We start from the raw sequence: 13,106 nt of genomic DNA on the forward strand, positions 1-13,106 counted from the left end.
CGGCCCAGCCGCCGGCCAGGTAGGCGGCGGCGAGCACCGCGGCGACGGCGGCGGCCCGGCCCCCGCGGGCGGGGGAGCGGCGCAGGCCCGCGGCCAGGCCCGCGAGCGTGGCGCGGATACCGCGGGCGGTCAGCGGGTGCACGAGCGCGACAGCCAGGCGCAGGCGCCCGGCGTTATCTGGGGTGCTCAGGAGCCGTAAGGATGTGGGCGGCGCGGCAGCGGTCACGGTCGTCGGTCCAGGACTTGGCAGATACAACTCCCGGTCCACCAAAGCACGTCCTTGCGTGGTGGCGTAGGCGGCGAACACGCCGATTGGCAGTTCTCGGTGCGGCCGGCAGTACCGGAATACTGGCGCTGCACGCCAGCCGAGGTGTGCCCTTCTTGAGGAAGCCGGTGTCGTCGAGGATGAGAATCCCGTCAGCCTCGCCGAGCCGTTCTGCTACGTAGTGCTGGAGGTCGTCGCGGAGCTCATCGGCGTCCCAACGGGCACCGTTGAGGAGCCGCTGGAGGCGGTCGGGTGTGCGGTGTCCGGCGTATTCGGCCAGCTGCCAGCCGTTTTTGCGGCCGACCGGGCCCAGCAGTCCACGGATGTAGTCACGCATCCTGCGACGCGGCTCAACGCGCCCAAAGCGGTGGCCGGTACGCAGGAACAGTTCCTCTAGTTCGTCGTTCCAGATCTCAACTGCACGTTCGTCGATCACGCCGGGAGGCTGCCCAGGCCGTTGCCACTATCAGCGGCGGCTGCACACGATCGAGGGGCGGTCCGGGAAAGGGAATACGGACCGTCAACCAGCCCACTACCTCACCCAACCCGCTCCTGAACAGGGAAAACGTCAAAGTGCTGCTGGAGTATTGGCGCCAACGGCTGTACCGCTGGTCCCCAAGGCCGGACCGCGCAGGGCACGGGATTTACGCAGGGACCATGGCCCCGCCGTCGTCTGTCACCCGGTGACCGGGAACCGCGCACCACGCGGTCGACTTGCCAGCCTTGTTCCCCTTCACGATGTTGCCATAGTGCGTGTAGGGCTGCGGAGCGCCGAGACACACAATGGCGGTTCGCCAGTTGGCACCGGTCCCACCGGTGCACTGGAACTCCCAGCCCGCATGCCCGCCACTGCCCGTGACGGGCCAGCCGGTACAGCTCTGGGCGCCGGTCGGGGCGGCCGACGCCGTGGGAACGGAGAGAGCGACCAAGCCACTTGAGGCCACCACAAGCGCAACGGCAGTGGCGGCAATACGTCGACGCAGGCGCATGGGTGTTCTCCCTTGGGGAGCCGTGTTGCGGTCGTATCAATTTTGGCACGTGCCAACTCCGATCAACCGGCATGAATCAAGCTGACTGCCCCGTACGCTTTCAGACACCCAGTAACAGAATTATTCACAACGTTACAGACGAATTGCGTCCGAGCGGGCGGAGTTGGAACGGGCTTATCGAGGCAGGTGCACGCCGGGGAAGTCGTGCCGTAGCTGTGCGTGTGTCTGGGCCGTAGTGAGGGCGCGCCAGTAGGCGCCGGCCTCGTCGGTGAAGTCGTGTGGAAGGGAATGCGCGACTGCTACCAACGCAACCCTGACCAGCGCGAGCACCTCGCCCTCCACCCACGCCAGGCAACTCAACGACCACCGCCGCGCCCTAGGCTAGACATCGCACGCGACGTCCGCGAAAGCGTCCAAGCAGCCGTCAGATCACATGTGCCCTCCCACGGCAGTGCCATTCCTCGGCCTCGCCGCAGCCATCTGCTGCTACAAACGCTTCGCTCGCCTCACCACATAGGACACGGTCTTAGACCGTGTCCTATGTGGTGAGGCGATCGTTGACCTCATCATGGGGCGGGGTACGTGGAGTTGGATTGTTCCGGACGGATTGTGGGAGATCGCGAAACCGCTGATCCCGCCGTCCAAAATGCGGCCGCAGGGCGGCGGTACTCAGGACACGCCTGATGAGACGGTGTTCGCGGCCATCGTCTATGTGCTGGTCAGCGGCTGCGCCTGGCGAGCCCTGCCACCGTGCTTCGGCATATCGAAGTCGACCGCCCATCGCAGGTTCGTTATCTGGTCGCGGGCCGGCGTGTGGGGCCGGCTGCACGAGGAGATCCTGCATCGGCTCGACGACGCCGGTCTGCTCGACCTTTCGCGCGCCGTGCTCGACTCCGCCCACGTGAGGGCGAAAAAGGGGGCGAACACACAGGTCCGAGCCCCGTGGACCGGGGCAAGCCGGGTTCCAAGATGCACGTCCTGTCGGACGCGAACGGGCTGCCCCTTCTCGTCGGCGTCTTTGCAGCCAACGTCCACGACAGCCTCGCGCTGAAGCCCATGGTCACCGGTCACCAAACGAGACACGACCCTCACCGCGGCCGGCACTTCAAGCCCCAGCGCCTGCACGCCGACAAGGCATACGACGTCCCTCACCTGCGCAGATGGTTGCGGGGCAAGCGCATCGGCGTGCGCATTGCCCGCAAGGGCGTCGAATCCAGCGAACGGCTCGGCCGCCGCAGATGGGTCATCGAACGCACCATGTCCTGGCTGACCGGCTACCGCCGACTCAACCACCGCTACGAACGCCACCCCCGCAACTACCTGGCCTTTCTCGGCCTCGCCGCAGCCCTGTGCTGCTACAAGCGATTCACCCGCCTCACCACATAGGACACGGTCTTAGACCGCCCGCCACCCGGTACTGGCCAGGCAAGGCCGGCTGGGTGGAGGGCCGCCGGCCTGGGACGTACACGCCCCCGTCGTGGACGTCCCAGGCCAACGCGCTGTCAGGACCTCACCCCGGCCCCCGGCGCCTCCTCGTCCACGACCGCCCGACGGCCGGCCCGTGCTGGAGTGAGCGGACTTCCACGCGACCCAAGCCGGCATCGGCGCACCTGGTGAACACCGCGCAGAACGCCCACGACAGCTGCGGTTGTCACGCACTCGCGCCCACGCATCAGCCTCGGTCCGCTCAGTCCAGACGACAACATGGTGCTTGGCCCGCAGACGAGGTGCTCGCCGAGCTGCACCGGCTTTGGGCCATGGACGCCCACCGCCTTCCTGCGGGCGCTTCACCTCTGTCGGAGGCACCACTCGCCGGAACAGCTCCCACAACTCGTCCGGCATAGAGCCTGTCCGACGGGTCGTGCGATGACGGAAGCCTGATCCAATACGCCTCTTCAAGCTCTCGCGCACCCCCAGGTACGGCAGTGGCGGCTCATTGAACTGGGAAGCCTCCCGCTGGTCTGCGTGGCAGCAGCCGCTTACGCCATTCGAGAGGTTTGCAATGAACAGCATCCGTCGCATCGTCACCACCATCGCGGTGAGCGCCCTGCTCGCCCTGGGCAGCATCTCAATGGCTACCCCCTCCCAGGCACAACCGGCTCCCAACGCCCTCCTTACCGCCAACCCCGACGGCCCCAGCTGGAGCCTCCACGCCATCGTAGGAGGCCTTGACTTGGACCTTGCCACGCTCATCCCCGGTTTCGACCGCTGACCGGGACGGCGGCGCTTGGCGGCGACCAGCCCGGCGGCGTATACGGTCAGCTCCTTCCATGCCTGCACCGCCGCCGCGTTCTCCCCCTGGTCGGCGGTGAGGAAGTCCGCCGCGCTGGCGGCGTCAGCCAGCGTGGCGAAGCGCTCATGGTCCTCGACTGCCACGCCGAGCAGGTCGCCGATCACCCGCAGCGGCAGGGGAGCGGCGAGTTCCGCCACGAGATCGGTGGACGGGCCGGCGGCGGCTAGGCCGGCGACGAGCCCGGTGGCCAGCTCCTTGATGCCCGGGCGGAGCGCGGCTGGGGAGCCTGCCGGAGAAGGGCGGCAACCGCGCTCCATGTTGGGGTAGTGCGCGGTCCCGTCGATCGAGATCGCGTGGCCGTTGGTGACAGTGTGGGAGGCGTTCGGCCATACCGATGCAGGTATTGCCCCGTCCAGGCCGGTCTTGCGGACGGTCTCGACCAGCGCTCGCGGATGCTCGTGGGTCGGATGGCCGCAGGGGCGCCGAGCATGGCGGAGGCCTGTTGGAACGAGTTGCGGAAGTGCGTGAGCGCGGTGGCCTGGGGAAGGTCGTGGCAGGTGAAGCCGAGCTGGCTGATGGCGCGGAGGGCTTCACCGGCTTTGACCTACGGTAGACCGGTGGCCCGCCTGGTCATGTGGCTAGAAGGAAGACCGCTGTGTAGTGCGCGGTGAAGGCGGCGATGGTGAGAGTGTGGAAGACCTCGTGGAAGCCGAACCAGCGCGGTGAGGGGTCGGGGTGCTTGAGTCCGTAGACGACGGCGCCCGCGGTGTAGAGCAGGCCGCCGGCGATGATGAGTACGACGACCGGGGTGCCGCCGGTGCGCGCGAAGTCAGGCAGGTAGAAAACGGCCGCCCAGCCCAGTGCGATGTAGCACAAGGTGTAGAGCCAGCGCGGTGCCCTGATCCACCAGACGCGGAACGCGATGCCGGCTGCGGCCCCTGACCACACCAGGGACAGCAGCACCAGCTGCTGTCCTGCGGGTAGCAGCAGTGCTGCCAGGGGCGTGTAAGTGCCGGCGATGATCAAGAAGATGTTCGCGTGGTCCAACCGCCGCAGAACCGCCTCACCTCCCGGGCCCCACGTCCCGCGGTGGTAGACCCCACTCGTCCCGAACAGCAGCAACGCCGACACCGCGAACACCGAACATGCCGCCACTGCCACAGCCGAGCGCGAAAGGGCGATCAGGACGATGCCGCCGGCCAGCGAGAGCGGGAACATCCCGGCGTGCAGCCAGCCCCGCATCCTCGGCTTCAGCGCAACCGCCTCGCACTCCACCCCGCCTTCCAGGCCGGCGGCTGTCCGCCCGGCAGCCAGCCGGCCGGTTGTGCCAGCATGCGAATCAACCGCCGGGGCGCGGAGCGTGTCGGGCGTGGTGCCGGAGCGGTGCTGGGGCTCCCGTTCGTGTGCCGGCGGCTGGGCGTCTTCAGCGATCATGCCCTCATATTATGAAATCAGAGGAAGAGTGCGGTATCGGCACGTCGCCGCGGACTGCGGGTCAGATGCCTGCCGTGTGCTGGGATGCGGTGCGGCGGTATTCGGCGTTGATGCGCTGGGCTTCTTCGAGCTGGTCTTCGAGGATGACGATGCGGCAGGCGGCCTCGATGGGGGTGCCCTGGTCGACGAGTTCCCGGGCGCGGGCGGCGATGCGCAGCTGGTAGCGGGAGTAGCGGCGGTGGCCGCCCTCGGAGCGTAGCGGGGCGATGAGGCGGGCTTCTCCGATGGCGCGGAGGAAGCCCTGGGTGGCGCCGAGCATGTCGGCGGCCCGGCCCATCGTGTAGGCGGGGTAGTCGTCGTCATCGAGACGGCCGTACGAGTCGTCCGCTGTCATCGCACCTCTCTGTGGAACACGTGGAGGGGCCCTGGTGCCGTATGACACCAGGGCCCCGAAGGAACTGCTACACCATCTGCCGACCCTGGTACTGCGCCGGCCTTCTTGTTCCGCACCAGCTCACGGGGGATGAGAGCGTGTGCGGGGATCGCGGTTGCTTGACCGGAGACCACCTCACTATCGATGTCCTGCGGTACCCGGGCTCAACTCTCCGCCCGGGCGATCCTGATGGCGCCTGGCCCCTCCGTTCTTCCCTCTGAGATCAATCACTTACCTACTGCCGGTACTGCTCTCCTGCGTACTGCTCAGTGGCCTCCCGTAGCGCCACTCTTCGACAGTCAGCCCCGTCGCCCGTCCTGCGTCTGCTCTGGCTCAGAACCCCACTGCCGAACCTCCCGGTGCGCGCGTCCGCAGCCGACACCTTCACCGAGGTGCTGCTCACTGACTTCACTGCTGGGTACTGCGAACTGCACTTACGGGTACTGCCACTGCGGTACTGCTCACGGGGCCCCTGATCACACTGCGGGCCACCCGGTCCGGTCGTCAGTCCCGTCGCCGTCCTGCAACAACCCTGGCTTCGGAACTCCACCACCGCACCGTCTTGCGCACTGCAACTGTGTGTACTGATGCCCGCCAGTTCGTCTCTGCCGGGCCTTGCTGATCTCGGCTACGAGAGAAACCATAACCAGGCCACCACTCAATGTCTACTCCAGCGGGCATAGATTTCCGCCTGCTCGAAGATGAGGTAACCCGCCTCGACTGGCCCATGGATGGTCGGAGCAGCCCCGAAGCTCAGGTCCGGCGCTCGGAGTGACCCACAGCCGCGCAGCCCGTCGGGCTTCCCGGGACGCCGCCGACGGCGCCACGGCTATCGTCGGCAGGTACCGGCCAACCACTGGGCATTCATGCTTCCGGCCGTATCACCCCGACGGGCTGGCCGGTGACGGGCGTGGCGCGAGGGCCTGCGCCGGCCCTTGACGATCCTGGCCCGATGACCGAGCAGCTCGTGGGAGCGGTGCACGCCGGCGCTGGTGCCGCGATTTGCGGACTGGCGCTCCTGCTGCCCCGTCAGCGCCTCGACGAGGGTCCGCTTCTTCGGCCCGCGGCCTCTCTCTGGCCCATGGTCAACCGCCTCACACGCGCCACCGCGGTCACCCGCCGGGCCTCCGGCGGCAAGACCATAAGCGCCCGTCTTGCCCCGTAGCGCCACCGCTCAAGCAGCCGGATGGCCGGTAAATATAATCTGCCTCATGTCGAAGCCTGACGAGCTGCTGGTTGACGTCGCCGCCCTGGTGGAGTCCCGGCAGAGCAATCAGATGTCCCTGACCGTGGTCACCGGTGGTGCTGTCCTCACCGGTCGGCTGGCTCCCGAAGCAGTGTGGCGGCAGAGGGTGTCGGAGGTACTGACGGATTCGGACCGCTTGGGCGAGTTCTCCGCCGTCTTCGACACCCCCGCGACGAACGGGCCGCCTACGCACCTGCACTTCCATGTCGCCCGGATCCTGCAGGGCACGGTCGGGATCCCGGAGACGGGCGGGATGTACCGCGTCGCGATCGAGGACGTCAGCGCCTGGACCGTGGGCGACTTCAGCTACTCCGACCGCTGAGCAACCACTGCGAGGAGAACCCGCTATACGCGGTGTGGGCCCGACCGGCGCGCGCCGGTCGGGCCCACACCGCGTATGGGTGTCGGCTCGTGCCTTGTTCCCTCGGTCAGACGGAGACGGGGGTGCCGAGCATCGCGGAGGCTTGCTGGAGCGGGCTGAGGATGCGTACGGGTGCGGCCTTGGGGAGGGGGCGGCAGGTGAAGCCGAGCTGAGTCATGGCCCGGAGGACTTCGGCGGCGCTGAAGTCACGGCGGTCCTGGTGGGTGATGACTTGGCCGACTTGCTTGACGGGGTAGTGGCGGCGGCCGATGGTCACCGTTTCGCCGGCGTCCGGTTCGGGCTTGATGCCCTTCATCGATTCCAGCACGCCGCTCTTGGTGAGCTCGAAGGGGAAGCGGGCGATGATGCAGCGCATGTGACCTCACAGCGAGAAGGGGAGAACAGCCCGACCAGGGGGAGACGGTTCAGCGGGAGAGGGCGAGGATGCCCAGGACGCTGCCTTGCTCGCCGGCCACCGGCGGGGCACCGAGCCGACGGGAGCGCATCGCGTGCTCGGCTTCGGCCGCAGTGGTCACGGGTGAGGTGAACGATCCGTGGTCGCCGAGGATGTCGCGCAGGCGGACGCGGTCCGTGTAAGCGGAGCTGCCGCGGACGGCGGTGAGGTCGGTTCGGGTGACCAGGCCGGTGCACTGGCCGTCCTGGTCGCAAACAGCCAGTCGACCCGTGCGGGCGGCGGCCATGACGGCCAGCGCCACCTCGACGCTCATGTCGTCACAGACCTGCGGTCCGGTCGCGTCCATGACCTCAACCACCGTCCTGTGCACGGGGTTGGCGCTTGCCGGGCGGGGCTGCATCTGAACCAGCGACAAAAGGTGCCTCCTGCAGAGATGGGTCAGCTTCCTGATCACGAAGGTTCTAGGCCACCGCATCGAAGACGGACTGGCGTGCGGGCTCGCGCCGGGTCGCCGAAGAGGGGCGGCGCCGGCCTCGGGAGGAGGCACTGCGCTTGGGACGTTCGACCACCGGAGCGGTAATGACGACCGGGATGCCGGACGGGGCCTGGGCGCCGGTGATCCGGCTCAGGGCCTCTTCGCCCGAGCGGATCTGGGTGGTCTGCGGCCGGATACCGGCGTCCGACATGAGGCGGACCATGCCTCGGCGCTGGTTCGGTGTGACGAGCGTGACGACGCTGCCGGACTCGCCGGCGCGGGCGGTACGGCCGCCGCGGTGGAGGTAGTCCTTGTGGTCGGTGGGCGGGTCGACGTTGACGACGAGGTCGAGGTTGTCGACGTGGATGCCGCGGGCGGCGACGTTGGTGGCCACCAGCACCGTCACATGACCGGACTTGAACTGCGTCAGGGTGCGGGTGCGCTGCGGCTGCGACTTGCCGCCGTGCAGCGCGGCGGCCCGGACCCCGCTGTTGAGCAGGTCCTGGGTCAGCCGGTCGACGGCGTGCTTGGTGTCCAGGAACATGATCACGCGGCCGTCGCGGGCGGCGATCTCGGTCGTGGCGGCGTGCTTGTCGGCGCCGTGGACGTGCAGGACGTGGTGCTCCATCGTCGTGACCGCACCGGCCGACGGGTCGACCGAATGCACGACGGGGTCGGTCAGATAACGCCGCACCAGCAGGTCGACGTTACGGTCCAAGGTGGCGGAGAACAGCATCCGCTGCCCCTCCGGACGCACCTGGTCGAGCAACGCGGTGACCTGCGGCATGAAACCCATGTCAGCCATCTGGTCAGCCTCGTCCAGCACCGTGATGCCCACCTGGTTCAGCCGGCAGTCGCCACGGTCGATGAGGTCCTTGAGCCGGCCCGGGGTCGCGACGACGACCTCGGCCCCGCCTCGCAGCGCGCCGGCCTGCTTGCCGATCGACATCCCGCCCACCACCGTGGCCATCCGCAGCTTGACTGAGCGGGCGTACGGAGTGAGCGCGTCGGACACCTGCTGCGCCAGCTCACGCGTCGGTACGAGGATCAGCCCCAGCGGCTGGCGGGACTCAGCACGCTGTCCGGCGGTGCGGGCGAGCAGGGCGAGGCCGAAGGCAAGGGTCTTGCCGGAACCGGTGCGCCCGCGGCCCAGGACGTCACGGCCCGCCAGAGAGTTCGGCAGCGTCGCGCCCTGGATCGGGAACGGCGCGGTCACGCCCTGCTTGCCGAGTTCGGCCAGTAGTTGCTCAGGCATGCCGAGACCGGCAAAGCCCTCCACGGCAGGCAGCGCAGGGGTGATCGTCTTGGGGAGCGCGAACTCACCCTGCACTGCGGCGGGCCGGCGGCCGTAACCGCCGGAACGGGCCGTCCCGCCGGAACGGCGCGGTGCCGGCGAGCCGAAGCGGCTGCCGCCCTTTCCGGCGTCGGCACTGCCATTACGGGTGCGGGCGGAGCGGTCGATCGTGCGTGTGCGGTTCATGCGGAACCTTCCTCGATGCGGCGCATATCAAGGAATTCCCGCCAGCGATGAGCGGCACGGGGAATTACAAGTATGGACCGATGGTAAAAGAAAGCAGGTCCGGCCGGCGGAAATCTGCGCGGGCGCGGGTGCTGAAATGGGAGACGCGGCGGGGGCGTAAAATCCGGGCGTCGACTGCGGTGTAGCTCTTCAGGATGCGCCTGCATCCCTGAAGGAGGGTCCGCGCGTGGTGAGACTGCGGATTCCTCCGAGTCGTCCCGCAGGTGAAACCGCTGCGGGAAATGCGTGCAGCTGGGGCCCGCACCCCGAAGGATGCGGGCCCCAGCTACAAAGTGTGCGTCAGCGTCAGGCCGGAACGATGTTCTCGGCCGTCGGGCCCTTCTGGCCCTGCGCGATGTCGAAGTTCACCTTCTGGCCTTCGAGCAGCTCACGGAAGCCCTGGGCGGCGATGTTCGAGTAGTGGGCGAACACGTCAGCGCCGCCACCGTCCTGCTCGATGAAGCCGAAGCCCTTTTCCGCGTTGAACCACTTCACGGTACCAGCAGCCATGTCATATCTCCTTTGGGGCAGTACAGCGGAATCCGCACTGCGCGGACACCGTGTCGCCGCGATGATTACCCCGCCCGGAAAATGACCGGAAATACAAAAGCGCTCTCACCGGCAGGAGCCGAATGGGGGCACTTGAAGTTTTGGGAACCACAACTGCAACTGACACCGACAGTAGCACGCTGGAACGGCCGGTGTGCGCTGCAAAATTCCATGCTGTTCGTTGCAGGAAAAACTCTGCCCGTATGGCCCGCTAAACTCTCACGTCGCCGGAATAGATATTGATTCCCCGGAGTGCAACGTTTCCGGAAGGGCGCTGGGGTGTACTCAGCGTAGGCAGGCACGGGCGGCCGCGATCGTTTTGCGAGCCCCGTGAGTGCTCTGCGAGGCAGGCGAGCACGGTCTGCCGGTGCGTCTGCCGGTTCTTGAACGCCTCGTTCGCAGAGATGCTCCGGTCGTTCGAGTTGAGGAGGGTTCGAGGATCCTGCCTGCCACGTCTCGCCCCCTGGCGATCAATGGGAGTCGATCTGTGCTCCCTTGAGTGCATGTGTGGCCAGCTAGCGGTGTGCGGTTTCGATCCGGTCGGCGGAAGTCCGCGCTCTGCCCGGTTCGGCTTCCGTCAGCCGGCATGACGGCCGTGAACCGTTCGCCCGACAGCCGAGGCCACCCGTCGGATGGTGCCCCGGCCCGGCGGCCGCCCGGCGGGCGTGGCGCCCGGCCGATGGCGGGGAACCCGTACCCGTAGCGTCCCGGGAATGATCCGGCACCGCACGGGAGTCGGCAGAGTGACGGCTTCACCGTCCAGCCCGACGGGGATGAAGGGGATGCCGGCATCGACGACGACCTCTTCAGAGGTGGCCAGATTGGTCAGGTTGAGCGGTGCGGAGGCGTCCGCGGGCTCGGCGGGTGGTGACGCAGCGTGTCCGTAGCCGTTGGTTGTCGGTGTTGCGGAAGCCGAACGCGTTGCGGGCGACGAGCTTGATCACGCGGTTGATCCCTTCGCTCTTGGCGTTGCTGTGTCCGGTGTCGATGAACGCGGCGACCTCGGGCCACCAGCGGTCGACGGTGGTGGCGAGCTGGCGGACTTCGGGGATGTCGGAGTCCGCGCACCAGGTGAGGAACTTCCAGCGGGCTTGGCCGACTTGATGGCGGTCGGCTCCGGTGGGGGCCAGGGCGAGGAGGGTGCGCAGGTTCTCCTTGGCGATCCAGGCCGTCAGCAGCGTCTGTCCGATCTTCTCCTCGCTCAGGAGCGTGTTCCACATGGTGGCGAACTGGTCGTCGGTGAGGTCCTCGCGGCCCAGCAGAAGCCGCCGTCTGGCCTTCCACTCCGGGTCGCTCGCCCGTCCGCGCCGGCCGCGGGTCTCGGCGGTGGTACGGCGCCTGACCATGGACAGCATTTTGTTGGCGAGCTGGACCACGTGGAAGTGGTCGACCACGATGGTGGCGTGCGGCAGGCCGATGCGGATCGCGGCGCGGTAGGCGGCCGACATGTCGATGGCCACGCAGCCGATGCCCTTTCTCCAGTCCAGGTCGGTGGTGGCGAGCCAGGCCAGGACGTCGGCGACGGTGCGGCCCTCGACCTGCCCGAGCAGCCCGCCGTGGCCGAGGGCGTCGACGAAGCCGGTGTGCCACCGGTCCCGGGTCAGGCGCCACTTGTCGGTATCCGCATCCCGTTCCCAGCGGGTCCGTCCGCGGCGGGTCTCGTCGATGCCCAGGACTGAGACCCTCGGCAGAGGTGCCTCGGTGACGTCGCGGGCTTGCGTGCGGAAGGCTTCCATCGCGGTCGGCCAGGACAGATGCAGATCCCGTGCGGCCTGGATGACCGTGGAGCCGGCATCCCGTATGCGGCACCCGGCCGCATCCCGCAGCCGGGCGGTCAGCCTGGCACCGGCCGGGATCTGCGGGATCTGCTCGGTGAAGGACCGGCGAGGGCAGTCGGCCTCGCGGCACCACCAACGTCGCTTGTGCCAGCGGAACTCCAATCCGCTCTCGCCGTAAGGGAGATCGCGCGGCCGGGTCACCGCGGAGCCCTTCACCCGGGTGGCGAACACCCCGCAGGCCGGGCAGGCTCGGGCTGTCTCGTCGGCCGTGACCAGGTGAACTCGGCGCCTTCCGTCGGCCAGCCGCTCGACCCACGCGACGGACACCCCGTCGAGGTCGAGCAGCAACGTCGTATCGTTGAGCAAGCCCGTGACTCCTGCATGATCGTTCTGCGTCGAGAACAGAGATGATCACGCAGGTCCACGGGCATCCTGCATCCAGGGCCGTGCCCGAATGCCTCATGACGATCGGCCGGGTGTGGTTCGCTGCTGGGGTGACTCAGGACTTGGAGATCGTCGCATTCGAATCCGCCGAGGCATTCCAGGCATGGCTCGGTGAGAACCACGCCGTCTCGCCGGGCATCTGGCTCAAGCTTCGTAGGAAGGGCCCCGGAATCGTCGCGCTGGACTACGCCCAGGCGCTCGACGTGGCACTCTGCTACGGCTGGATCGACGGCCAGAAGGCCAAGTTCGACGACCAGTGGTGGCTCCAGCGGTTCACCCCGCGCAAGCCGCGCAGCAAGTGGTCCAAGGTCAACCGGGACAGGGTCGCCGCCCTGATCGAGCAGGGCCGGATGCGTCCGCCGGGGCAGGCCGAGGTCGACCGCGCCAAGGCGGACGGCCGCTGGGAGGCGGCCTACGACGGTGCGAAGACCGCCACGGTGCCGGACGACCTCGCGGCGGCCCTGACCGCCGACCCGGGCGCGGCGGAGCTCTTCGAGACACTGGACCGGCAGAACCGCTACGCGATCCTGTACCGGATCCAGGATGCCAAGAAGGCCGAGACCCGGGCGCGCCGGATCGAGAAGTACGTAGCGATGCTGGCGAAGGGCGAGAAGCTGCACCCGTAGTCACGGAGAGGGGACCCGACCCCCGGCACGCCTGCGGCCCCAGCAGCAGCCACCAGGCGACCTCGCTGAGCGTAACGAAACGTCAGAGGCCCTGAGCGGGCGCACCGCTCAAGATCGAAGACCCCGATTTGCGCCTTGGTGCCTGATGTTCAATTCGCGGGTTGAACAACCTCGTGTGCGTCCTTGGGCGCTCTCGGCTTGACTTCTGGCCAACAGGGCAGCCAGCCGGGCAGCATGGGCGGACGATCGATTGCGAGAGGCGTGCCACGCACCGGTTCAGCGCGTTCCCGCCGGAGCAGTTCACCCGACTGGGTAAGCCGGGGCGCCGCCCAACTCCAA

The 13,106-nt window shown here is 68.0% G+C and carries 11 protein-coding genes and 1 pseudogene; 4 read left to right on the top strand and 8 right to left on the bottom strand.

The genetic code is table 11. The annotated features are described in order from the left end of the window. Positions 1-200: 200 nt before the first annotated feature. A pseudogene (locus tag OG422_RS29615) lies at positions 201-677 on the bottom strand (IS701 family transposase); the annotation flags it as partial. 1,145 nt (positions 678-1,822) lie between these two features. Here OG422_RS29615 and OG422_RS29620 point away from each other — a divergent pair. After that, positions 1,823-2,640 (top strand): IS5 family transposase gene (locus OG422_RS29620; protein WP_143944958.1). Its coding sequence is split into 2 segments (ribosomal slippage): positions 1,823-2,165 and positions 2,165-2,640, totalling 819 coding nucleotides; the frame shifts between segments, so codons are not numbered across the junction. A 616-nt stretch (positions 2,641-3,256) separates the two neighbouring features. Then, on the top strand, positions 3,257-3,466 hold the full coding sequence (locus tag OG422_RS29625; protein ID WP_405747308.1) for a hypothetical protein: 210 nt from the start codon (positions 3,257-3,259) through the stop codon (positions 3,464-3,466). A gap of 651 nt (positions 3,467-4,117) precedes the next feature. On the opposite strand, the gene OG422_RS29630 is transcribed toward OG422_RS29625, so the two are convergent. Continuing rightward, complete coding sequence (locus OG422_RS29630) at positions 4,118-4,921, bottom strand: hemolysin III family protein (protein WP_405747310.1); 804 nt, start codon at positions 4,919-4,921, stop codon at positions 4,118-4,120. Positions 4,922-4,982: 61 nt separating this feature from the next. Further along, a complete protein-coding gene (locus OG422_RS29635; RefSeq protein ID WP_405747311.1) occupies positions 4,983-5,315 on the bottom strand; it encodes a MerR family transcriptional regulator in 333 nt (110 codons plus the stop codon). Between the two features lie 1,250 nt (positions 5,316-6,565). Here OG422_RS29635 and OG422_RS29640 point away from each other — a divergent pair. Continuing rightward, positions 6,566-6,922, top strand: a complete 357-nt coding sequence (locus OG422_RS29640) for a hypothetical protein (RefSeq protein WP_405739126.1) — start codon at positions 6,566-6,568, stop codon at positions 6,920-6,922. A gap of 106 nt (positions 6,923-7,028) precedes the next feature. Here the strand turns inward: OG422_RS29640 and OG422_RS29645 are convergent, their stop codons facing one another. From OG422_RS29645 to OG422_RS29665, 5 genes are all read right to left on the bottom strand, one after another. After that, entirely contained in the window at positions 7,029-7,337 is a 309-nt protein-coding gene (locus OG422_RS29645; RefSeq protein WP_405747312.1) for an SCO5918 family protein, read from the bottom strand. Between the two features lie 49 nt (positions 7,338-7,386). After that, positions 7,387-7,791 (bottom strand): CBS domain-containing protein, encoded by a 405-nt coding sequence (locus tag OG422_RS29650; protein WP_405747314.1) that lies wholly within the window; start codon positions 7,789-7,791, stop codon positions 7,387-7,389. A 46-nt stretch (positions 7,792-7,837) separates the two neighbouring features. Beyond that, positions 7,838-9,331 carry a DEAD/DEAH box helicase gene (locus OG422_RS29655; RefSeq protein ID WP_405747315.1) on the bottom strand — a complete coding sequence of 498 codons (1,494 nt, stop codon included), beginning with the start codon at positions 9,329-9,331 and terminating at the stop codon, positions 7,838-7,840. A gap of 345 nt (positions 9,332-9,676) precedes the next feature. After that, positions 9,677-9,880: a cold-shock protein gene (locus tag OG422_RS29660; RefSeq protein WP_003973099.1), complete on the bottom strand. Its 204-nt coding sequence runs from the start codon at positions 9,878-9,880 to the stop codon at positions 9,677-9,679. Positions 9,881-10,725: 845 nt separating this feature from the next. After that, a complete protein-coding gene (locus OG422_RS29665) occupies positions 10,726-12,063 on the bottom strand; it encodes an ISL3 family transposase (protein ID WP_405747317.1) in 1,338 nt (445 codons plus the stop codon). A 95-nt stretch (positions 12,064-12,158) separates the two neighbouring features. Here OG422_RS29665 and OG422_RS29670 point away from each other — a divergent pair, with 95 nt between their 5' ends. Continuing rightward, entirely contained in the window at positions 12,159-12,767 is a 609-nt protein-coding gene (locus OG422_RS29670; RefSeq protein WP_405748055.1) for a YdeI family protein, read from the top strand. The last annotated feature ends 339 nt before the right edge of the window (positions 12,768-13,106 follow it).

The sequence above is a fragment of the Streptomyces sp. NBC_01525 genome, assembly GCF_045040405.1.
GTDB lineage: Bacteria > Actinomycetota > Actinomycetes > Streptomycetales > Streptomycetaceae > Streptomyces > Streptomyces benahoarensis.